Consider the following 23,087-nt stretch of genomic DNA (forward strand, 5'->3'; position numbering starts at 1 on the left):
ATTGCGAAAGGAATAGATTCGTTGCGACACAATAAACGCATGTACTTTTTTATATACTGAAAAAAATACCTGCCAAGCACATGCTTGGCAGGTATTAAACTAACATTAGTTTTTAAGACCGTATTTTTTGTTGAAACGATCCACGCGACCATCAGCAGACGCGAATTTTTGACGGCCAGTGTAGAATGGGTGACATTCGTTGCAGAACTCGACAACGATGTTTTCTTTCACTGAACCAGTTTTGAAAGTGTTACCACAAGAGCAAGTTACTGTTGCTTCTTTGTAGTCTGGATGAATTCCTTGTTTCATATTCGTTTTCTCCTCTCGCCCTGAACCATCTGGAACAGAGTAATCTCGAACTGTACCTTACATAGCCCGAATATGTCGGCTACATATGTACACGTTGCATACTTTTGAAGTATAGCATAGTTATTTTGTTTTTTTCAAGTAGAAAATATCGAAAATAGAATTGTTTGAGTGCCTGGCACTTTTAATATTAGAGTAGCCCTTTACCTTTAGTGGCCTTCTTCATATCTTCATTTAGCTTTTCGAAAAATTCTTCGTTTGATTTTGTTGTGCGTAGTTTTTTCAAGAAACGCTCTGCAAAATCTGGCGCATCGGAAAATGTTTTTCGAATTGCCCACAGTTTCTCAAGTTGTTCTTGTTCAAGAAGCAGTTCTTCTTTACGTGTACCCGAACGACGAATATCAAGCGCAGGGAAAATACGACGCTCTGCTAATTGACGATCTAAGTGCAACTCTAAGTTACCCGTCCCTTTAAATTCTTCATAGATGACTTCATCCATACGTGAGCCTGTATCTACTAAAGCTGTAGCTAAAATTGTTAAGCTACCACCCTCTTCAATATTACGTGCAGAACCAAAGAATCGTTTTGGTCTATGGAATGCAGCAGGATCGATACCACCTGAAAGCGTACGACCGCTCGGTGGAATAACTAAGTTATACGCACGGGCAAGACGCGTAATAGAATCCATTAAAATAATCACGTCACGTTTATGTTCTACTAAACGACGTGCACGTTCTAAGACGATTTCAGCTACTTTCACATGGTTTTCAGGTACTTCATCGAACGTAGAACTTACGACATCTGCATTTACAGAACGCTCAATATCCGTTACTTCCTCAGGGCGTTCATCAATAAGTAAAACTATTAACTCTGCTTCTGGATGATTTGTTGTAATAGCGTTAGCAATTTCTTTTAGTAACGATGTTTTACCAGCCTTTGGTGGAGCAACAATTAAACCACGTTGGCCAAAACCTACCGGGGCTACTAAATCCATAATTCGTGTTGATAGATTGCGCTGTGTCGTTTCGAGTTTAATTTGTCGATCAGGATATAGTGGCGTTAATGCTGGGAAGTGAACACGTTCTTTTGCTACTTCAGGATCTTCTCCATTGACAGCATCCACCTGCAGTAAGCCATAGTAACGTTCGTTTTCTTTAGGTGGACGAACTTTACCAGACACTTTGTCCCCATTTCGTAGATCAAAACGACGAATTTGAGAAGCAGAAATATAAATATCCTCTTTACTTGGTGAATAATTGATTGGGCGAAGGAAGCCGAAGCCCTCTTGCGAAACAATTTCAAGTACACCTTCCATAAAGAAATAACCCTCTTGCTCAGAACGCGTTTTCAAAATAGCAAAAATTAATTCCTTTTTCGTTAGTTTGCTATAGTACGAAATTTTGTATTGGCGCGCAAGGGCGTAAAGCTCTTTTAACGTCATGTTTTCTAATTGAGCGATTGTCAATGCAGACATATGCACAACTCCAGTCTTTTTCAAAATATAATACATGTATTGGGGTAACATAGAAGTTTTAAGTAAAACTATGGGATGGTTAAATGAAGAAGAAGGTACCTAGTGCAAAAAGTAGCACTAGGTATATTTTAGAAGAAAATATTATTAATAGCTAGGTTTTTTATCAAGAGCGTGACGACCTTCTACAAAACGGACAGTACCTGATTTGGCACGCATAACAACTGAATGTGTTAATGCATAAGCACCTTTATACTGAACACCTTTTAATAGCTCACAATCTGTCACAGCTGTTGCTGCAAATATTGCATCGTCACCTTTTACTAAATCATCTAAGTAAAGAACTTTATCTACATCAACGCCCATTTTTCTACAGCGCTCTAGCTGTTCTTCATCTTCAGGCACTAGTTTTGCCTGGAAGTCTCCGCCTAGGCATTTTAATGCTACAGCTGAAATAACACCCTCTGGAGCACCGCCCATTCCGAACATAATGTCAATGCCGGTTTCATCGAATGCTGTGTTAATGGCTGCACCAACATCACCATCTTGTATAAATTTAATACGTGCACCCGCTTCACGAATTTCATCCACGATTGCTTGATGGCGTGGGCGATCTAATATAGTAGCTACTACATCTGAAATATCTTTATTTTTTGCTTTTGCTACTTGTAATAAATTATAAGTAACAGAGGCATTAATATCAACTTTTCCAGCAGCTTCTGGTCCTACTGCGATTTTCTCCATGTACATATCCGGTGCATTTAACAGATTACCCTTATCAGCGATTGCTAATACTGTCATGGCACCATTTGTACCTTTTGCTACAATATTTGTACCTTCTAAAGGATCGACTGCAATATCTACTTGAGGACCACCATTACGAAGGCCAAGCTCTTCACCGATATAAAGCATTGGCGCTTCGTCCATTTCACCTTCCCCAATTACTACTGTAGCATGCATAGGAATCGTATCGAACATTGAGCGCATTGCTGTCGTTGCTGCATCATCTGCCTCAATTTTCAAACCGCGACCCATCCATTTGCCGGATGCGATTGCTGCTGCCTCTGTTACTCGTACTACTTCCATCGATAAACTGCGTTCCATTGTTGTTTTGCCTCCCGTTATCGGCCTGTGACTTTGTGCCGAAACATTCAAATTACCTTTATTGTAACATAATTGGCTCGAAACTTTTACCTCTCATTATTCCTTAGCCTCTGCAACACTCACCATTATTGTTTCACGTCGAATATCTGCGCCTAAGTCACGTAATTTTTCAATAAGTGAGCTATAGCCACGTTCGATATGATAAATATCGTGAATTTCAGTTTCACCTTCTGCTAATAGGCCTGCTAATACTAATGCTGCACCTGCACGAAGGTCTGTTGCCGTTACACTTGAGCCATGTAATTTACTTGGACCGGTAATTATCGCGGTATTGCCCTCTACACGTGCGTTGGCATTCATACGACGAAGCTCATCAATATGTTTAAAGCGAGCTGTATAAATCGTATCTGTTATTTTAGAAGAGCCAAGTGCCTGTGTCATTAACACTGAAAGTGGTTGCTGAATATCCGTAGGGAATCCAGGATAGACAATCGTCTTAACATCCACCGCTTGTAGTGTAGATAAATCTGTTTTAGGAACAAAAATACTTTCCTCACCGATGTCAATCTTGACACCCATTTCACGAAGCTTTGCTGTAATAGCCTCTAGATGTAGTGGTATTACATTATCGATTGTAATGCCGTCGCCAACTGCAGCTGCCATAATCATAAATGTTGACGCTTCGATACGGTCAGGAATAATAGTATGCTCCGTTCCATGCAGCTCTTCAACACCTTCAATACGAATAACACTTGTACCCGCACCTTTAATATTGGCACCCATATTTGTCAGAAGCGTGGCTACATCGATTATTTCAGGTTCTTTAGCCGCATTTTCAATGACCGTTCGACCCTTTGCACGGACCGCCGCAAGCATAATATTGATTGTTGCGCCAACACTTGCAACATCTAAATAAATTTTGGCACCTATTAACTCTTCAGCACGTAAATAAATCGCTCCGTGCTCATTCGTAATTTTAGCACCAAGGGCTTCAAATCCTTTAATGTGTTGATCAATTGGACGTGGTCCTAAGAAACAACCACCCGGCAAACCAATGACAGCCTTTTTAAAGCGTCCAAGCATTGCGCCCATTAAATAATAAGAGGCGCGGAGCTTTTTGACATTACCATTTGGCAAAGGTAGTGCAAGCATATCGGTTGGATCAATAGTCATTTTGCCGTTCTCAAACTGCACTTCTCCACCGATTTCTTCTAACAAGGCTTTTAAAGTCCAAGCATCTGAAATTTCTGGAATCCCTCCAATTGTCACTGGAGAGTTCGCCAAAATTGATGCTGGAATTAAGGCGACCGCACTATTTTTTGCACCACTAACTTTGATTGTACCCTTTAGACGATTTTCGCCTGTAATTTTATAAACATCCATTTCGCGTTCTCCCTCATGATTGGAAAGTAATTTTTGCATTTGACTCACTTTATAATCTTATTATTCACCTTTTCGCTTATTCCAATCCGCTAAAAATCCTTCAATTCCTTTTTCCGTTAATGGATGGTGGAAAAGTTGCTTTAACACTTTAAAAGGAGTTGTTGAAATATGAGCACCTGCAAGAGCTGCTGCCGTTACGTGTTGAGGGTGACGGATAGATGCCGCAATAATTTGCGTTTCAATGTTATGGATTGTAAAAATATCTGAAATTGTTTCAATAAGTTCTACACCATTTTGACCAATATCATCTAAACGGCCGATAAATGGTGATACATATGTAGCACCCGCACGCGCAGCCATTAATGCTTGGTTAGCACTGAAAATTAGTGTTACGTTTGTTTTAATGCCTTTGTTTGCAAAGAAACGACATGCTTCTAAGCCAGCTGGTGTCATCGGAAGTTTAACTGTAATGTTCGGTGCAATCGCAGCTAATTCTAAACCTTCTTTAATCATTCCTTCAGCATCTAATGCAATAACTTCTCCACTTACTGAGCCATCAACTAGCTCTGCAATTTCACGCAGACGATCATGAAAAGAAACGTTTTCCTCTTTAGCTACTAATGATGGGTTTGTCGTAACACCCGATAAAATTCCCCATGCATGTGCTTCTTTAATTTCGTCAAAGTTTGCTGTATCAATAAAAAATTTCATTATATTTCCTCCTAAACCCTATTTGTTTATATTTTTAATTTTTTTCAAAAAAGTTGTTATTTCAAAAACAAGAGAAGGTCGATTGCGAGCATCAACACTTCTCTTATTATGTGTATTCATCTTTGCTTTTGTACCATATTAAGAAGCTAAATTATGCTTTTTGTGCACTACCAAATTCACGGATTTTACCGATAACTGTTGTTTTAATCGCTTCACGTGCTGGTGCTAAGAATTTACGAGGATCGTAAACCTCTTTATCCTTATCAAGGACTTCACGAATCACTTTTGTAGCAGCGATTTGATTTTCAGTATTAACGTTAATTTTAGCAGTACCTAATGAAATTGAGCGTTGAATATCTTTTGTTGGAATACCTGTACCACCGTGTAGGACTAGTGGAAGATCTGCTAATTTTGAGATTTCTTCCATTTCTTTAAAGCCTAAGTTTGGTTCGCCTTTGTAAGGACCATGTACAGAGCCAAGAGCTGGAGCTAGGCAATCAATATCTGTTAATTCAACCATTTTACGGCATTCTTCTGGATCAGCGTACATAATACCACCAATTACGCCATCCTCGTCACCGCCAACTGTACCAAGCTCAGCTTCTACAGAAACACCTTTCGCATGTGCATATTCAACTACTTGTGAAGTAATTTTAATATTATCTTCGAAAGGATGGTGTGAAGCATCAATCATAACAGAAGTAAATCCTGCATCAATTGCTTCTTTACACTTTTCAAAGCTTGAACCATGGTCAAGATGAATAGCAACTGGAACTGTTATACCGTAAGACTCGATTAAACCTTTTACCATGTGTACTACTGAGATAAAGCCGCCCATATATTTACCTGCGCCTTCAGATACGCCAAGGATAACAGGTGATTTTTCTTCTTCTGCTGCTTGTAAAATTGCTTGCGTCCATTCAAGGTTGTTGATGTTGAATTGACCAACTGCATAACCTTCTGATTTTGCTTTAATTAACATCTCTTTCATAGATACTAATGCCATACTAAAAATCCTCCTTTTAGGACTATTCTTTATACATAAATGTGCTATTCAATCATAGCAAAAATATAAGCCCCTGAAAAGAAATTTCAGGGGCTTATATTTTCTGCACCGAAAGCGTAGTGCAACGCAGCGACAGGTGCCTTTTTTTCTTAATCACCTGAAAAGAAATTTCAGGTGATTATATTTTTGCACCGAAAGCGCAGTGCAACGTAGCGACAGGTGCCTTTTTTCATAATCACCTGAAAAGAAATTTTAGGTGATTATATTTTTGCACCGAAAGCGTAGTGCAACGTAGCGACAGGTGCCTTTTTTTCTAAATCACCTGAAAAGAAATTTCAGGTGATTATATTTTTGCACCGAAAGCACAGTGCAACGCAGCGACAGGTGCCTTTTTTCTAAATCACCTGAAAAGAAATTTCAGGTGCTCCTACCGTTGATGTCCGCTACGGCGGTGCTTTCCGCGGGCACATCGTAAGCCGCAACCCTCGCTACGCGCGGTTTGTTGCGTCTTACGTTCTGTGCGTTCCCGCAGGAGTCACCGCCTTCGCTACCATCAACTCGTGCTATCTACTAAATTTTTTTCTTTTGCAAATCAAATTAAATCTAAATTAAAAATTCCAATGTTATATCTGAGCATCGTATAAGACGATCGACAACGAATAACACCTATGTATAAAAAAACAGGCGGTGATTTCCACTGCCTGCTAAGCTATGTTTGTAATGTTTTATTTACTGCATCACGCACTTCAAAAATATCAAACGGCTTCGTAAAATAACGAATTGCCCCTAAATCTAATGCCTCCTGTACAACGTCTAATTCACCGTAAGCGGTCATCATAAAGACAGGTAGTTGGGGCCATTTTTCTTTTAAGCGTTTTAAAATTTCTATGCCATCCATGCCAGGAATTTTCATGTCTAGTAAGACACAATCTATTGACTCTTCCTCTGCATAACGTAGTGCTTCAGCGCCATTCGCCGCTAAATATGTAACGTAACCTTCTTTTTTCAATACTTCATTTAAAAGCAAACGAATTCCCTGCTGATCATCAACAATTAGTAATCGTTTCACATTGCATTCCGCCCTTTTTGAATTATTATTCTTGCACAAAGAGATCTATATTATGTATTATTCTCCTTTTACAGCTTAATACCTTCTAGTATTATAAATTATCTACTTTTGCTTTATGCTACACACATACATATAATATTGAATGAGGTGGAATCATGTCTAAAATTCTAACAACACAACTGAGCGGATTATTACAAAGAATAACACAAAGTGAAGAAGAATCTATTGAAGAAACAGCACGATTACTTGCACAAGCTGCTATTGGTGAAGGAAATGTCTATTTTGCTTGCTTTGGCGAAATGCAAGTTGTCGAATTAAATGCACTGCAAGGTGTTGAGCGTTTTGCCAAGCTTCTTCCTTGGACAGCAGATACAAACGTTAGTGAAGCGGATCGCATTTGTATTTTCACACGCAGTGCATATGATCCAGAAGCATTGGCATTAGCACAAAAGTTAAATGAACAGTTTATTCCTTTTGCCGCAGTAGCTAGTGAAGTTGCAAATGTAGAAAATCCGTTAGCTGACTTAGCGTATACCTATATTTCTACTCGTATGCGCGGAGGCTTACTACCTAATGATTTAGGTGAACGTATTGTTGTACCACATGCCATTGCAGCGCTGTTTATTTATGAAGCCGTAAAAATTGCTTATGATGAAATGCTTGGGCTCGATGATGAGGAGCTATAAAGCAATTGAAAAAATTAAGATAAAGTGCTAGAAACAAAAGGATGTCTCGAAAGTTTTCGAGGCATCCTTTTTAGCAACTTCGCGGAATTAGGGCTTGCTTTCGCGGAATTCCTCTCTTCTTCCGCGGAAATAGGGCTCGCTTTCGCGGAATTAGTGCTTCTTACTATATTAAAAGGATGTCTCGTTTAAACGAGACATCCTTTTTTGTTTTATTTAAATGTTGCACCGATGAAATCACGGAATAATGGTTGTGGACGGTTTGGACGTGACACGAATTCTGGGTGGAATTGGCAAGCTACGAAGAAGTTGTTTTCTGGTAACTCAATAATTTCCACTAATTTTCCGTCTGGGCTTGTACCTGAGAATACAAGACCTGCCGCTTCCATTGCTTCACGGTATTCGTTATTAAATTCATAACGATGACGGTGACGTTCATACACAAGCTCTTGGCCGTAAGCATTTTTTGCTTTTGAACCATCTTTTAACTTACATGGGTATAAACCTAAACGTAATGTACCACCGATGTCTACACTATCGTTTTGATCTGGTAAGAAATCAATAATAGGATATTGTGTTTCTGCATCAAGTTCTGTAGAATGTGCTCCGTTTAAGCCTAGTACATTACGAGCAAATTCGATTGTTGCTAGTTGCATACCTAAGCAAATTCCTAAAAACGGTACGTTATTTTCACGCGCATATTGCGTTGCTAAAATTTTGCCTTCTACGCCACGATCGCCGAAGCCACCTGGTACTAAAATCGCATCTGCATCTTTTAATAACGATACTACATTATCAGCATCTACATGTTCAGCGTTAATCCAATCAATATCGATATCAGAGTTAAATGCATATCCAGCATGCTTTAATGCCTCAACAACTGAAATGTAAGCATCTTGTAGTTCAACATATTTACCAACTAATGCTACTCTACGTTTATTTGGTAGGCTCTTCACTTTTGCAACAAGTTCGCGCCATTCTTCCATATCTGCCTCTGGTGCTTCAATACCAAAATGATCAAGTACGATATCATCGAAATCTTGTGCATGAAGATTTAATGGGACTTCATATAAATGTTCTGCATCACGAGATTCGATAATTTCATGAGGTTGAACGTCACAGAATAATGCTAGTTTTTCCTTCATGTCTTGTGGCACTTCTTGTTCTGTACGAACAACGATAATATTTGGCTGAATACCTAAAGAACGTAATTCTTTAACAGAGTGTTGTGTTGGTTTTGTTTTTAACTCACCAGCAGCTTTAATGTAAGGAATTAGTGTACAGTGAACATACATAACATTGTTATGCCCTAAATTCGTTTTCATTTGACGGATTGCTTCTAGGAATGGTAGTGACTCGATATCACCTACAGTTCCTCCAACCTCTGTAATAACAACGTCTGCGTTTGTTTCGCGTCCAGCACGTTGGATGCGTTCTTTAATTTCATTTGTAATATGAGGAATTACTTGAACTGTTCCACCGTTGTAGTCACCACGGCGTTCTTTTTGTAAAACAGATTGATAAACACGACCAGATGTAACAGTTGAATGTTTGCCTAGGTTAATATCGATGAAGCGCTCATAGTGACCTAAGTCTAAGTCTGCCTCTGCGCCATCATCTGTAACAAATACCTCACCATGTTGATAAGGACTCATTGTACCTGGGTCAATATTGATATACGGGTCAAATTTTTGAATCGTTACTTCTAACCCACGATTTTTTAATAAACGTCCTAGAGATGCTGCGACAATCCCTTTTCCAAGTGATGATACAACCCCACCTGTTACAAAAATATACTTTGTCATGAAAAATTCCTCCTTAAGTTGTTGTAAATCTTGCTAGTAAAAAAAGTATATTGCGTCCATTCATTCTGTCACTTGCACTTAACAATTGGCCTAATTGCAGGAAGGACATGGAAAGTAGTGGCACGAATGGATAAGAAACAGGGATGCTTTCCTATCCCTAAAATAAGAAAAGCCGAGAATGGCTACAAAAAATGCGGCCGATTCGAAGCTGTAATCGTTTCTATCTCTTTTTTACTTTTCTAATTGCTCTTCTTCGTGAGGTATACATAGTTGTGTGCACTCCAAATACGACCTGCACTAGAAGCCCTTAACATATACTCAGTCACCTATGTTTAGTATGGGAGAACTGGACTGATAATTAACCCTTTTTGCCTCGGCGTCATGTGTTCAAAATTTTTAGGTATGATTTAATATCACCTATAAAATCTGTGACATCCGTCAAGGCATTTAACTTGATTGCCCAAGTTAAAAACAAAAAAAACGCCCCTCCTGCATAGGTTTGCAGGGGGAGCGTATTATATACACGGTCTTTCTCCTTTTTTTAAGGAGCCCAAGTAAAAGATTAAACGGAACCGTGAAAGAAGTCAAGAATTTTTACTACAAGTACTGAAATAAGAAAATTCGAAGCGGAATTGTATTACAATTCTTCCTCTTCTTCTTCTTCAAACTCTTCGTCATCCTCGATGAAATCTTCATCAATTTCATCTTCGATGTCTTCGATATCATCTTCTTCAAAGTCAATATCTTCTTTCTCTTCTTCTACATCTTCTTCAACAAATTCTTCATAATCTTCATCGAAGTCGATATCATCTTCTTCTAAATCTTCTTCTAAATCATCTTCATCATCAACAGCAGACTTAGATTTCTTTTTATGTGTTTTGACAGATGGAGCTGTTTCTTCTTCGATTTGCTCAACTTTAAACCATTCACGTAAGCCCCAACCAGTTTCTTGATTGAATAAGAAACGTCCATCAATGTTCATGTCTGTGTAAAATTGTAGTAAGCGTGATTTAATTTCTTCATCACTATAGCCTACTAGCTCTTTAATAATTGTAAGCAGGTCATTAAATGACACTGAAGCACGTTTTTCTGTTAAAATTGCATAAGCTAAGTTAATTAACGATTCTTCCGCTAATTGTTCCTTTGTCATTTCACGAAAATTCAATTCGTGCACTTCCTTCCTCTCATCACAATGGACGTTTTAAAATTAAATAGTGCTTTATTTTCGGAGCGCAGCTAAAAAAGACCGCACAAAAGTAACTTTCCATACCATAAGCATAATACCCATTATATACAATGTTTTAGTCTCTTTGCTAGCTTCAATTACTGTTTTTTATATTACACATTTTTTTTATCCCTAGAAAAAACAAATATATCGATAATAAAAGTAAAGGAATAGCGCCAATTTGCTTATTATACAGGAAAAAGACTCCCAATACTAAAGCTAAAACAATAATGTAGTGAATTATCGATTTCATCCTCTACTGCGCCCCCTCTTTTTGACATTTCTATTATAACGAAAATGAAAAGAAGTGCCTAATCGTATGACTAGACACTTTAAAATACAGCAGCATTTCGGATAAACTAGCAGCAATGTGCCAAAAATTAGAAAATTTCCACCTAATTGTTTTACATATTGCGGCGGAACTGTCCACCGACCTCATATAAAGCCTTTGTAATTTGTCCTAGACTCGCTACTTTTACTGTTTCCATTAGCTCCTCGAAAATATTACCATTATTGACCGCTACTTGTTGTAAGCGGGCAATTGCTGCTTCCGTTTCGCCCTCATGCTGTTGCCAGAACAATTGCAGATTGCGAATTTGCGTTTCTTTTTCTTCTGTCGATGCACGGGCAATTTCCATATTATCAATAGCATCATCTGTTGGCGGATTTGGGTTTAAATAGGTATTAACACCAATGATTGGTAAATCACCTGAATGCTTTAACATTTCATAGTGCATCGATTCTTCTTGAATTTTACCGCGTTGATATTGTGTTTCCATCGCACCTAGTACTCCACCACGGTCATTAATACGATCAAACTCTTCAAGCACCGCTTCCTCTACTAAATCCGTTAACTCCTCAACGATAAAGGCTCCTTGTAACGGATTTTCATTTTTCGCTAAACCATGCTCTTTTGTAATAATCATTTGAATCGCCATCGCTCGTCGCACAGACTCTTCTGTTGGAGTAGTAATCGCTTCATCATAGGCATTTGTATGCAATGAATTACAATTATCCTGCAATGCCATAAGCGCCTGTAATGTTGTTCGAATATCATTAAAGTCAATTTCTTGTGCGTGCAAGCTACGCCCAGAAGTTTGAATATGATATTTAAGCTTTTGAGCTCGGTCATTTGCACCGTATTTATCGCGCATGACAATTGCCCAAATACGACGTGCCACACGACCTATTACTGTATATTCAGGATCTAAACCATTAGAGAAGAAGAATGACAGATTTGGAGCAAAATCGTCAATATTCATGCCACGGCTTAAATAATATTCCACATACGTAAAGCCGTTTGCCAATGTAAATGCTAGCTGTGAAATTGGGTTGGCTCCTGCTTCTGCAATATGATAGCCCGAAATAGATACTGAGTAATAATTGCGCACTTTTTTATCGATAAAGTATTGCTGAATATCACCCATCATTCTTAGTGCAAATTCTGTTGAGAAAATACATGTATTTTGCCCTTGGTCTTCTTTCAAAATATCAGCCTGCACAGTCCCTCGTACAACTTGTAATGTTTTTGCGCGCGTTTCTGTAAATTCTTCAACAGTCAAAGGTCTACCAAGTTCTGTTTCACGCATCCTTACTTGCTGATCAATCGCCGTATTCATAAACATTGCTAAAATAATTGGCGCAGGTCCATTAATAGTCATTGAAACAGATGTTGAAGGTGCACAAAGGTCAAAGCCTGCATATAGCTTCTTCATATCTTCAAGTGTACAAATTGAGACACCTGATTCGCCAACCTTCCCATAAATGTCTGGTCGGTAATCTGGGTCCTCTCCGTACAACGTCACCGAATCAAACGCTGTTGATAAACGTTTTGCATCATCATCCTTAGACAAATAATGGAAGCGTTTATTCGTTCTTTCTGGTGTACCTTCGCCAGCAAATTGGCGTTTCGGATCTTCCCCTTCACGTTTAAACTGGAATACACCTGCAGTATAAGGGAATTCACCTGGGATATTTTCACGATACACCCAATGTAAAATTTCTCCATAGTCAACGAACTTCGGTAAAACGACTTTTGGAATTTTAGTGCCAGAAAGACTGGTTGTTGTTAAAATCGTACGAATTTCCTTATCGCGTACCTTCGTTACGAATTCATCCCCAGCATACGCTTCTTTCAAAGCTTGCCAATTATCTAAAATACGCTTAGACTCTGCCGTTAATTCATCACGGACACCTTCCGCTAAAGAAGTAAGTGATGCGACAAGGGCATCATCTGGTGCCTTTTCCTGCACTGCCGCAATAGCTCCTTCTAATTGGAATAAGCGACGGGCAAATGCCACTTGTTGCTCTGTTTTTTTATGGTAGCCACGCACTGTGTCTGTAATTTCTCGTAAATAATAACGGCGGTCATTCGGGATGATGACATCTTGTTTTTGCGTTTTAGCAAATTGCTCATAGCCTGTTTCCCAATCGCTACCTGTTTTTTGATTAATAATATGAACTAATGCGGCAAATAAAGCATTCGTTCCTTTATCATTAAATTGACTGGCAATCGTACCGTAAACAGGCATATTATCGATTGGTTCATCCCACAGTTCGCGTGAGCGTTGGAATTGCTTTTGCACTTGGCGCAGCGCATCTTCTGAACCTTTGCGTTCAAATTTATTGATGGCAATGACATCTGCAAAATCAATCATATCGATTTTCTCAAGTTGTGTCGGAGCACCAAACTCACTTGTCATTACATACATGGATAGATCCGTGTAATTTGTAATTTCTGCATCCCCTTGACCAATACCGCTTGTTTCCACGATGATTAAATCATAGCCCGCCACACGTACGACATCTAATACATCGCCAATGGAAGAGGAAAGCTCTGTACGAGAACCACGCGTTGCCAAACTTCTCATATAAACTCGATTATTGAAAATAGCATTCATTCGAATACGATCCCCGAGTAAAGCGCCACCCGTTTTTTGCTTTGTTGGATCGACCGACAAAATCGCAACACGTTTCTCTGGAAATTCTTTTAAGAAACGGCGAATTAACTCGTCTGTTAAAGAAGATTTACCTGCACCACCCGTACCTGTAATGCCTAAAATCGGTGTTCCTTTCGAACGACTACGTGCTGCTTCTAACATTTTTTTCGTTTCTTCATCGTTATTTGATTCCGCTGCCGTAATCAAATTCGCCAATAATTCAGGTGTGTCAGTCGTTAATGCATCGAGCTTTTCTAAATAATCACCCGTTGCAGTCGGGAAATCTGTACCTTTAATTTGCTCATTAATCATTCCTTGCAGCCCAAGTACGCGTCCATCTTCAGGTGAAAAAATTCCTGCAATACCGTAAGCATGTAATTCCTTAATTTCACGTGGTAATATAACACCACCACCGCCGCCGTATATTTTAATATGCGGTGCCCCTTTTTCGCGCAACAAATCATACATATATTTAAAGTATTCCATATGGCCGCCTTGATATGAAGATACAGCAATTCCTTGAGCATCCTCTTGAATCGCAGCATTAACGACTTCTTCAACAGAGCGATTATGTCCTAAATGGATTACTTCCACACCGCTCGATTGTAAGATACGTCGCATAATATTGACCGAAGCATCATGTCCATCAAAAAGACTTGATGCTGTAACAAAACGTACGTGATTTTTTGGACGATACACTTCTACCTTTGACATATGAAACCCCTACTTTCTCCCCTTAGTAAATCTTTTCATAGCTGTTTATATCCATTTCGAATTGACGCAATTCACCGGACAAAAAACATAAAAAAAGTCGGCAATTGCAATGTCGCACTATGCAATTACCGACGAACCCCTTTGGAACTTATTAAAACCCCTTAATGCCTGAAACGAACAAGGTTGTTTGCATATCAATATACTCGTCGAGTGTATGTTGACGATGCAGCGCCCATTTACGGAACGCCCAGCTTTGTCCTTGCACAACTAAATTATTCGCTGCCATATGAATTTGCTGATCCGTCATCGTTATCTCGCCTGACTGCACACAGCGTTGCAGCAGTCTTTCAAACGTAGCAACCATTTCAAACTCTTTCCCAAAAACATAACGTTGTGCTTCTTTGGATAATGATTTCGTTTCCTGATACATGATGGTTAATTCATCAACCATGTTATCAATTTGTAAAAAATACTCACGAATCATTTCTTTTAGTTCTTCTATCGTACCTGCTTTTATCTCATAGCTTGATAGGCGCTCCATCGCATGGTGGTAAATGCTATCACAAACGAGGTATAGTACATCTTCCTTTGTACGAATATATTCATATAATGTACCGATACTAAAACCTGCTGCTTTGGCAATTTCTCTTGTTGTAGCGCGATGAAAACCTTTTTCTTTAAATAACTTTATAGCACCTTGAATCATTTGTTCTCGGCGGATGGCAATGAGATTTTCGTCTTTCACGGTTGACTGGACTTGGGGCTTTTTATTTTTTTCTGCCATAAATTATTTCGTCAACATACGCGAGATAACAAGACGTTGAATCTCTTGTGTACCTTCGTAAATTTGCGTAATTTTTGCATCACGCATAAAGCGTTCTACTGGATAATCTTTCGTGTAACCATAACCACCAAAGACTTGCACCGCCTCCGTTGTGACGCTCATTGCTGTATCACCAGCCATTAACTTAGCCATTGCCGAAGCCTTACCATAAGGCAGGTTGTTTGTCTCTAACCAAGCCGCTTGGTATGTAAGTAGGCGAGATGCTTCAATTTGCGTTGCCATATCCGCTAATTTAAAGGATACACCTTGGTTAGCTGTAATTGGCTTACCGAATTGCACACGCTCTTTTGCATAGTCAACCGCAGCATCTAATGCACCTTGCGCAATCCCCACTGCTTGTGCTGCAATACCATTACGCCCACCATCAAGTGTCGTCATCGCAATTTTAAATCCTTCTCCTTCAGCCCCAAGAAGGTTTTCTTTTGGCACACGGCAGTTATCAAAGATAATTTCTGTAGTTGGTGAGGAACGAATCCCTAACTTTTTCTCTTTTTTCCCAACAGAAAAGCCTTCAAAGCCCGCTTCAACGATAAAAGCAGAAGTACCGTTTTTCGCTTCTGGATCTGTTACGGCAAATACGATATACGTATCTGCTACACCACCATTTGTAATAAAGATCTTAGAACCGTTTAAAATATAATCATCGCCATCACGTTTCGCATACGTTTTCATACCGCCAGCATCCGAACCAGAACCCGGCTCTGTTAAACCATAAGCACCGATATGTTTGCCTTCTGCCATTGGTCGAAGATACTTTTGTTTTTGTTCTTCATTGCCATATTTATAGAGCGGCCAACCAGCAAGTGACGTGTGGGCTGATAAAGTTACCCCTGTAGAAGCACATACACGTGATAATTCTTCAACAGCTATTACGTAGGCAAGATAGTCAAAGCCTGCACCACCGTATTCTTCCGGCCAAGGTATGCCCGTTAAACCTAACTCGGCCATTTTGTCGAAAATTGCACGGTCAAATTCTTCATTTTCATCGCGTTCCGCTGCTGTTGGTGCTACCTCGTTCAATGCAAAGTCGCGAATCATTTCACGTAATTGTTCATGTTCCTCTGTTAATTGAAAGTTCATTGTTCATTTCCCCTTTAATATTAATGAATTTCTTTTAGCTTTCATTTATACATTGCTTATGCATTAAACTATGATGTTGGCACTCTATTAAATGGATTCAAATTAAATGTTTGCTAATAACTAGTTTTTGAATTTCACTTGTACCTTCGTAAATTTCAGTTACTTTGGCATCACGGAAATAACGTTCTACTGGATAATCTTCCGTGTAGCCGTAGCCACCAAAAATTTGCACAGCGTCAATCGCGGTTTGTACGGCTGTGCGTGACGCAAAGAGCTTCGCCATTGACGCTTCAGCTCCACATGGTAAACCTTTCGCACGTAAATCCGCCGCACGATATACTAGCAGTTTTGCCGCTTCCACAGCCGTTGCCATATCCGCAAGCTTAAAGCCTACTCCTTGTTGCGATGCGATTGGTTTACCAAATTGCACACGCTCTTTGGCATAGCCTGTTGCCGCTTCAAGTGCCGCTTCAGCGATGCCTAAAGCTTGCGCCGCGATGCCTATACGTCCAACATCTAAATTAGCCATTGCGATTTTAAAGCCTTCCCCTTCCTCCCCAAGAAGGTTGCCGGCTGGAATACGACAATTATCAAATGTTAATTGGACTGTACGTGAACCATGTAAGCCCATTTTATGTTCATCCTTACCTATAATTAAGCCAGGCGTGCCCTTTTCAACAATAAATGCTGAGATGCCACGTGTTTTTTCAGCTTGATTTGTTGACGCGAAAACGATGTAAACATCCGCTTCGCCTCCATTTGTAATAAATACTTTTGAGCCGTTAATAACATAGTGATCGCCGTCTCGTACTGCCTTGGATTGAAGAGAGCCTGCATCTGACCCTGCACTTGGCTCTGTTAAACAAAATGCGCCTAAATATTCTCCAGCTGCAAGCTTCGGCACATAACGCTGTTTTTGCTCATCATTACCAAAGTAAATAATAGGGTTCGTACCTACTGAAGTATGCACGGATAAAATAACACCCATTACAGCACTAACTTTTGATAATTCATTAATTGCGATAATGTACGATGTAAAGTCCATTGCTGAACCACCTAGTTCTTCTGGGGTTGTGATGCCCATTAACCCTAGTTCACCCATTTGTTTCAAGAGTTCACGCGGAAACTCTCCCGCCTCCATACGCTCAACCCACGGTGCAATCTTCTCTTGTGAGAAACTGCGCACCATATCACGCATCATTAACTGCTCATCTGTAAATTGTAAATGCATCTATAATGTCACCCCTCTATGCTGTCACGTAGCATTACATTTTTAACTTGCTCCCGTCAGATGTCCTTCACTTCGATAAGTAAGGATTAATACCGAGGCATAATTGATTTGAATGTTCCCATCCCCATAGGTCTATTCGTAAATGTAAAAGCCTCTTCCTGATTTTTTACCAAGCCAGCCAGCAGCTACATATTTGCGTAATAAAGGACAAGGTCTGTACTTACTGTCACCTAAGCCCTCATGTAATATTTCCATAATGGATAAACAAGTATCTAAACCGATAAAGTCTGCTAATGTTAAAGGTCCCATCGGATGATTCATACCAAATTTCATTACATCATCAATGGCCTCTTTCGTCCCAACACCTTCATACAATGCATAGATTGCTTCATTAATCATTGGCAGTAAAATACGATTTGCAATAAAACCTGGGTAGTCATTTACTTCCACTGGTTTTTTGTCTAACTGTACAGTCATTGCTTCAACTGCTTTGTACACTTCATCAGCTGTAGCTAACCCTCGAATAATTTCAACAAGCTTCATAACAGGCACTGGATTCATAAAATGCATGCCAATCACTTGCTCTGGACGTTTTGTCACCGCTGCGATTTCTGTAATCGGCAGTGAAGAGGTATTTGTCGCAAGAATAGCATGTGCTGGTGCAATGCTATCTAATTGCTTGAATATAGATTGCTTAACTTCCATGTTTTCAACAGCCGCTTCGATAATCATATCAACATCACTAGCATCCTTTAAATCTAGTGACATAGTGATACGACCTAAAATCGCTGCTTTTTCTTCTTCTGATTTACGGCCTTTTTCGACATCACGCGTTAAATTTTTTGTGATGACCCCTAATCCACGCTCAAAAAAAGCTTGTTGAATGTCATTCAATAACACATCAAAGCCAGCTTGCGCACAAACTTGTGCAATACCTGAGCCCATTTGCCCAGCACCAATGACCATTACTTTTTGGATTCCCATCATCATTTCCCCTTTGTTTTTGGTACTTCAATCATAATGGCATCGCCTTGCCCTCCACCGGAGCAGATTGCCGCAATACCGATTCCACCGCCGCGACGCTTTAACTCATGTGCTAGTGTTAAAATAATGCGAGCACCAGATGCGCCGATTGGATGACCTAAAGCAACCGCACCACCATTTACATTGACTTTATCTGCATCAAGGTCTGCCAGTTGATTACTAATAAGCGCAACGGCCGCAAATGCTTCATTGACTTCAACAAGATCAATGTCAGCTAATGATTTCCCTGTCTTTGTCAGCAGTTCATTAATCACTAGACCTGGAGTTTGCGGGAAATCTGCTGGCTCAATCGCAAGCTCTGCATGCCCAATAATGATTGCAAGTGGTTCCCTACCTTCACTTATTGCTCGTTGTTCATTCATCACAACAAGTGCACAAGCGCCATCATTAACGCCAGGTGCATTGCCCGCTGTAATTGATCCATCTTTTTCAAAGGCTGGTTTCAACTTAGCAAGCGCTTCCAAAGAAGTGCTTGGTCTTGGGGCTTCGTCAGTAGCTACAACAAGCGGCTCACCTTTACGTTGTGCAATATGCACAGGTACAATTTCCTCAGCAAAATAACCTTGTTCGATTGCGGCCAGGGCACGCTCATGACTGCGTACAGCCCAAGCATCTTGTTCTTGACGACTTAATGAAAATTCAGTTGCGGCTTTATTGCCATAGCTGCCCATCGGTGGTCTTGCCTTATTGAAAGCGCACGTTAAACCATCATAGAGCATTCCATCTACCATTGTAGAATCGCCCATTCTTAGCCCAGTTCGACCATTTTGAAGATAATACGGTGCGCTAGACATAGACTCCATACCACCAGCGATAATGACTTCCTCATCCCCTAAACGAATTAATTGGTCTGCTAAAGTTACAGCGCGCATCCCCGACGCACAAACTTTATTAATCGTCTCTGTTTTTACTGCCACTGGCAAATCTGCCTTGAGTGCAGCCTGTCTTGATGGAATTTGTCCTTGCCCACCTTGTAAAACCGTTCCTAATATTACTTCATCCACTGCATCTGGTGCTAAATTAGCCTTTTCAAGTGCACCTTTTATGGCAATTGCCCCTAAATCACTTGCGCTAAGTGTTGAAAGTGCACCGCCAAATTTACCAAATGCCGTCCTTGCTCCTGCTAAAATGACAGCTCTATTCAAGTAAAACACCCCTTTTGTTTTACGTTTTTCGATGAAGTATCCAAGCAGTAATGCGTTGACTGAACGCTCGCTCGATTCTTCCCGATAAAAAAATGGGAGTTATAAAAGTAACTCCCATTTCTACTTAATCTTATTCTACAAAACAATTAATTATTGTGCAATTTATATTTTTCAGATAAAGAAAATATTTCTACAATAATGATTATTTTTCTGCGCTTAGCTCAGCATTCTCATTTTGTTCTTGCGATTCCACTGAAGCAACTACTTCTTCTAACATCTCTTCTGTTACTTCATCCGAACTATCGGATACAGCTTTTACTTTCTCGCCAAAGACTGAGCGTTCCAATAATTCCGCAACATCAAATGTACTAATTGTATCTTCCACTTCTTTTGCCTTCGTGCCATCTTCTAACATCGTTAAGCAGTATGGACATCCAGAAGAAATGACCGAAGCATTCGTTGCTAGCGCTTGCTCTGTACGTGCTACATTAATACGATTACCCACATGTTCTTCCATCCACATCAAGCCGCCACCTGCACCACAGCACATTGCCGTTTCGCGATTACGCTCCATTTCCACAAGTTTGACGCCTGGAATGCCTCGTAAAATTTCACGTGGTGCATCGTAAACATCGTTGTAACGACCTAAATAACAAGAGTCGTGGAAGACGATTGTTTCATCTACTTCATAATTCAGTACTAAACGATTCTCTTCAATTAATTGATTTAGTAGTTCAGTATGGTGATATACCTCGCCCTTCCAACCAAAATCCTGATATTCATTTTTAAAGATATTGTATGCATGCGGGTCAATCGTTACGATTTTCTTCACATCATTTTTCTCGAATTCATCAATATTGGCTGTTGCTAGCTCTTGGAATAAAAACTCGTTTCCTAAACGGCGTGGAGTATCCCCTGAGTTTTTCTCTTTATTTCCTAAAATAGCAAACTTCACGCCCGCTTCGTTTAATAGACGACAGAACGCTAAGGCAATTTTTTGTGAACGGTTATCAAAAGCACCCATCGAGCCTACCCACAACAAGTACTCCATTTCCTCGCCTGACTTTTTCAATTCCTTCACTGTCGGGATATTGATTGTTGGATCTAGGTCACGCCAGTTTTCTTTTTCTTTTCGATTTAGCCCCCAAGGATTTCCTTGACGTTCGATATTAGTCATGGCACGCTGAGCATCGGAGTTTACTTTCCCTTCCGTCATTGTTAAATAACGACGTAAGTCGATAATTTTATCGACATGCTCGTTCATAACTGGACATTGATCTTCACAGTTACGACAAGTAGTACATGCCCAAATCTCTTCCTCTGTAATAACATCACCAATTAATGACGGGCTGTAAATATCCTCGATAACAGCACCTTCAGCACCAGCTGCCATTGCAAGCTGATTGCCTTTTGTCTGTGCAAAGAATTGATATGGCACCCAAGGTTTTTGTTTTGTTACAACCGCACCTGTGAACGTTAGATGGTCACGAAGCTTAACGATTAAATCCATCGGTGACAGCATTTTGCCTGTACCGGTTGCCGGACACATATTAGTACAACGGCCACATTCTACGCAGGAATATAAATCAAGCATTTGCTTTTGTGTAAAATCTTGAATACGCCCAACCCCAATAGACGGAATCTCATCTTCACTTTCCGCATTTTCACCTGCTTCTTCTAATGCTTCAAAGTCGATTGGTGTTAATGTACCTGTACGATCTAAGCGGTTCATATACACATTGAGTGGACTGACAATCAAGTGGAAATGCTTTGATTGCGGTACATAAATTAAAAACGTTAATAAAATTAATAAATGCGCCCACCAAGAAATATAGAAAATCGTCGCTGCTGCAGTTTCTGGTAAGAAGCTAAAAATTGCTGCAATGCTAGAAGCGATAGGCTCAGTATATGTTAAACCTTCTCCATGCCAGATTAGGCCCATACCGTTTGCCAGTAATGTTGAAAGCATTAAGCCTCCAATAAAAATTAACACAAGACCGTTTTTCCAGCCTCGCTTTAAACGCACTAATTTTTCTACATAGCGGCGATAAAATGCCCATACTACCGCTACTAAAATCATTAAAACTACCAACTCTTGGAAAAATGTGAAAACACTATAGAACATGCCAAGTGGTAAATGAGAGCCAGGTGCTAACCCCTTCCATATTAAATCGATAGCGCCTAACTGAACCATCAAGAAGCCATAAAAGAACATTACGTGAATTAAGCCACTTTTAGGATCCTTTAATAGTTTATTTTGACCAAACACATTCACCATTAAATAACGAATACGTTCTTGGATACTTTCATCAAACTCAACCTTTTTCCCTAATTGCACAAATTGATAGCGTGTTTTTAACAGATAGATAAATAACCCTACTGCATAAAGCACTACCACGACTGTTAGTACAATGTTTGCAATTACTAATGGACTCATGGTTGGTCCCCCCTTTTAGTTTGTCGCGAATTTTCTCTCTTTGTGTTAAATTTTCTAGCTCATACGTAAATGTATGTTATTTCACCACTATATTCACATTCTAATAAATGAGTGAGCATTCAGTCAACATAAAACGAAAATATTATCTGATAATTTTATATTCTTACATTTTATACGCAAAAAAGCTACCCTGAATTTTCCTTCAAAGTAGCTTTTTTGTATTTTATTTTGTCGTCACTAGTGCATTTTCTTAGTGTTCACTTACTTAAAATATTATTTAAAATAAAATTAATTTCTTTGTAGGTTTCCACTTTTTTTGTATAAGCTTATTTTTTAAAAACTTTGCCACTGCGAATATATTCAATATCCGGTAAATTTAAACGCGCATTGACAACGCGTGCTGCAGCGAATAAATAATCTGATAAGCGGTTTAAATACTTTTGTACAATCGTTGGTACATCTGGTACTTCTTTCATTAATGTCACCATTTGACGCTCTGCTCGTCGGGCAACTGTGCGTGCGATGTGTAAAGTTGCAGCTGCTGGGGCTCCGCCTGGTAATATAAAACGCTCTAATGGTGGCGCTTCATCTGACAACGCATCAATACGTACCTCTAAAACTTCAATCGGTGCTTCCGCTAGCTTATAATGACGTTCCTTCATAACATTTGCCAAATCGCCGCCTGCATCAAAAAGCTCATGCTGAATCGTTTCTAAATCAACTAAAATATCTTTAAATAATTCACGATCCAATTCACTAACTGCCTTGCCGATAAAAGAATTTAATTCATCGATTGCCCCGTATGTTTCCACACGTAGACTATCTTTGTCGACACGCCCACCAATTAAGCTCGTTTTCCCTGTATCGCCCGTTTTTGTGTAAAGTTTCAT

Annotated in this window: 18 protein-coding genes; 1 reads left to right on the top strand and 17 read right to left on the bottom strand. The window is 39.6% G+C overall.

The window, feature by feature from the left end:
* Positions 1–105: 105 nt before the first annotated feature.
* From rpmE to ACIQXI_RS15565, 7 genes are all read right to left on the bottom strand, one after another.
* Entirely contained in the window at positions 106–309 is a 204-nt protein-coding gene (gene rpmE / locus ACIQXI_RS15535) for a 50S ribosomal protein L31 (RefSeq protein WP_004269457.1), read from the bottom strand.
* Positions 310–496: 187 nt separating this feature from the next.
* The gene (gene rho, locus ACIQXI_RS15540; RefSeq protein WP_402926620.1) at positions 497–1,780 is read right to left on the bottom strand and encodes a transcription termination factor Rho; all 1,284 of its coding nucleotides are present in this window, start codon (positions 1,778–1,780) and stop codon (positions 497–499) included.
* 144 nt (positions 1,781–1,924) lie between these two features.
* Positions 1,925–2,881 carry a class II fructose-bisphosphatase gene (gene glpX / locus ACIQXI_RS15545; protein WP_402926622.1) on the bottom strand — a complete coding sequence of 319 codons (957 nt, stop codon included), beginning with the start codon at positions 2,879–2,881 and terminating at the stop codon, positions 1,925–1,927.
* A gap of 96 nt (positions 2,882–2,977) precedes the next feature.
* Positions 2,978–4,264: a UDP-N-acetylglucosamine 1-carboxyvinyltransferase gene (locus tag ACIQXI_RS15550; protein WP_402926624.1), complete on the bottom strand. Its 1,287-nt coding sequence runs from the start codon at positions 4,262–4,264 to the stop codon at positions 2,978–2,980.
* Between the two features lie 60 nt (positions 4,265–4,324).
* Positions 4,325–4,975, bottom strand: coding sequence for a fructose-6-phosphate aldolase (gene fsa / locus ACIQXI_RS15555; RefSeq protein WP_024362882.1), 651 nt, complete (start codon positions 4,973–4,975; stop codon positions 4,325–4,327).
* Between the two features lie 151 nt (positions 4,976–5,126).
* Complete coding sequence (locus ACIQXI_RS15560) at positions 5,127–5,981, bottom strand: class II fructose-bisphosphate aldolase (RefSeq protein WP_402926627.1); 855 nt, start codon at positions 5,979–5,981, stop codon at positions 5,127–5,129.
* A gap of 709 nt (positions 5,982–6,690) precedes the next feature.
* Positions 6,691–7,050 (bottom strand): response regulator, encoded by a 360-nt coding sequence (locus ACIQXI_RS15565; protein WP_402926630.1) that lies wholly within the window; start codon positions 7,048–7,050, stop codon positions 6,691–6,693.
* A gap of 155 nt (positions 7,051–7,205) precedes the next feature.
* On the opposite strand from ACIQXI_RS15565, the gene ACIQXI_RS15570 reads away from it, so the two are divergent.
* The gene (locus ACIQXI_RS15570; protein ID WP_402926633.1) at positions 7,206–7,736 is read left to right on the top strand and encodes a DUF2529 family protein; all 531 of its coding nucleotides are present in this window, start codon (positions 7,206–7,208) and stop codon (positions 7,734–7,736) included.
* A gap of 209 nt (positions 7,737–7,945) precedes the next feature.
* On the opposite strand, the gene ACIQXI_RS15575 is transcribed toward ACIQXI_RS15570, so the two are convergent.
* The 10 genes from ACIQXI_RS15575 to ACIQXI_RS15620 all read right to left on the bottom strand — a co-directional run bounded on the left by ACIQXI_RS15575 (position 7,946) and on the right by ACIQXI_RS15620 (position 23,087).
* Positions 7,946–9,538, bottom strand: a complete 1,593-nt coding sequence (locus tag ACIQXI_RS15575; protein ID WP_402926635.1) for a CTP synthase — start codon at positions 9,536–9,538, stop codon at positions 7,946–7,948.
* Between the two features lie 637 nt (positions 9,539–10,175).
* Positions 10,176–10,703: a DNA-directed RNA polymerase subunit delta gene (rpoE, locus tag ACIQXI_RS15580; RefSeq protein ID WP_402926638.1), complete on the bottom strand. Its 528-nt coding sequence runs from the start codon at positions 10,701–10,703 to the stop codon at positions 10,176–10,178.
* Positions 10,704–11,167: 464 nt separating this feature from the next.
* Positions 11,168–14,416, bottom strand: a complete 3,249-nt coding sequence (icmF, locus tag ACIQXI_RS15585) for a fused isobutyryl-CoA mutase/GTPase IcmF (protein WP_402926641.1) — start codon at positions 14,414–14,416, stop codon at positions 11,168–11,170.
* A gap of 151 nt (positions 14,417–14,567) precedes the next feature.
* Complete coding sequence (locus tag ACIQXI_RS15590; protein ID WP_402926644.1) at positions 14,568–15,200, bottom strand: TetR/AcrR family transcriptional regulator; 633 nt, start codon at positions 15,198–15,200, stop codon at positions 14,568–14,570.
* A gap of 3 nt (positions 15,201–15,203) precedes the next feature.
* Complete coding sequence (locus ACIQXI_RS15595; protein WP_402926646.1) at positions 15,204–16,340, bottom strand: acyl-CoA dehydrogenase; 1,137 nt, start codon at positions 16,338–16,340, stop codon at positions 15,204–15,206.
* Positions 16,341–16,437: 97 nt separating this feature from the next.
* Positions 16,438–17,571: an acyl-CoA dehydrogenase gene (locus ACIQXI_RS15600; protein ID WP_402926649.1), complete on the bottom strand. Its 1,134-nt coding sequence runs from the start codon at positions 17,569–17,571 to the stop codon at positions 16,438–16,440.
* 132 nt (positions 17,572–17,703) lie between these two features.
* The gene (locus ACIQXI_RS15605; protein ID WP_402926652.1) at positions 17,704–18,555 is read right to left on the bottom strand and encodes a 3-hydroxybutyryl-CoA dehydrogenase; all 852 of its coding nucleotides are present in this window, start codon (positions 18,553–18,555) and stop codon (positions 17,704–17,706) included.
* Between the two features lie 2 nt (positions 18,556–18,557).
* Positions 18,558–19,760 (bottom strand): acetyl-CoA C-acetyltransferase, encoded by a 1,203-nt coding sequence (locus tag ACIQXI_RS15610; RefSeq protein WP_402926654.1) that lies wholly within the window; start codon positions 19,758–19,760, stop codon positions 18,558–18,560.
* A gap of 202 nt (positions 19,761–19,962) precedes the next feature.
* Complete coding sequence (locus ACIQXI_RS15615) at positions 19,963–22,197, bottom strand: (Fe-S)-binding protein (protein ID WP_402926656.1); 2,235 nt, start codon at positions 22,195–22,197, stop codon at positions 19,963–19,965.
* 326 nt (positions 22,198–22,523) lie between these two features.
* Positions 22,524–23,087, bottom strand: coding sequence for a cob(I)yrinic acid a,c-diamide adenosyltransferase (locus tag ACIQXI_RS15620; RefSeq protein WP_402926658.1), 564 nt, complete (start codon positions 23,085–23,087; stop codon positions 22,524–22,526).

It is taken from the genome of Lysinibacillus sp. NPDC097195, assembly GCF_044762075.1.
In the GTDB taxonomy this organism is placed as follows: domain Bacteria; phylum Bacillota; class Bacilli; order Bacillales_A; family Planococcaceae; genus Lysinibacillus.

Bases quoted from the DNA above. Each gene is read 5' to 3' on its own strand.
- icmF (WP_402926641.1), bottom strand. From the start codon at position 14,416: ATGTCAAAGGTAGAAGTGTATCGTCCAAAAAATCACGTACGTTTTGTT.
- ACIQXI_RS15570 (WP_402926633.1), top strand. From the start codon at position 7,206: ATGTCTAAAATTCTAACAACACAACTGAGCGGATTATTACAAAGAATA.
- ACIQXI_RS15595 (WP_402926646.1), bottom strand. From the start codon at position 16,340: ATGAACTTTCAATTAACAGAGGAACATGAACAATTACGTGAAATGATT.
- fsa (WP_024362882.1), bottom strand. From the start codon at position 4,975: ATGAAATTTTTTATTGATACAGCAAACTTTGACGAAATTAAAGAAGCA.
- ACIQXI_RS15600 (WP_402926649.1), bottom strand. From the start codon at position 17,571: ATGCATTTACAATTTACAGATGAGCAGTTAATGATGCGTGATATGGTG.
- ACIQXI_RS15575 (WP_402926635.1), bottom strand. From the start codon at position 9,538: ATGACAAAGTATATTTTTGTAACAGGTGGGGTTGTATCATCACTTGGA.
- glpX (WP_402926622.1), bottom strand. From the start codon at position 2,881: ATGGAACGCAGTTTATCGATGGAAGTAGTACGAGTAACAGAGGCAGCA.
- ACIQXI_RS15560 (WP_402926627.1), bottom strand. From the start codon at position 5,981: ATGGCATTAGTATCTATGAAAGAGATGTTAATTAAAGCAAAATCAGAA.
- ACIQXI_RS15550 (WP_402926624.1), bottom strand. From the start codon at position 4,264: ATGGATGTTTATAAAATTACAGGCGAAAATCGTCTAAAGGGTACAATC.
- ACIQXI_RS15620 (WP_402926658.1), bottom strand. From the start codon at position 23,087: ATGAAACTTTACACAAAAACGGGCGATACAGGGAAAACGAGCTTAATT.
- ACIQXI_RS15605 (WP_402926652.1), bottom strand. From the start codon at position 18,555: ATGGGAATCCAAAAAGTAATGGTCATTGGTGCTGGGCAAATGGGCTCA.
- rpmE (WP_004269457.1), bottom strand. From the start codon at position 309: ATGAAACAAGGAATTCATCCAGACTACAAAGAAGCAACAGTAACTTGC.
- rho (WP_402926620.1), bottom strand. From the start codon at position 1,780: ATGTCTGCATTGACAATCGCTCAATTAGAAAACATGACGTTAAAAGAG.
- ACIQXI_RS15590 (WP_402926644.1), bottom strand. From the start codon at position 15,200: ATGGCAGAAAAAAATAAAAAGCCCCAAGTCCAGTCAACCGTGAAAGAC.
- ACIQXI_RS15615 (WP_402926656.1), bottom strand. From the start codon at position 22,197: ATGAGTCCATTAGTAATTGCAAACATTGTACTAACAGTCGTGGTAGTG.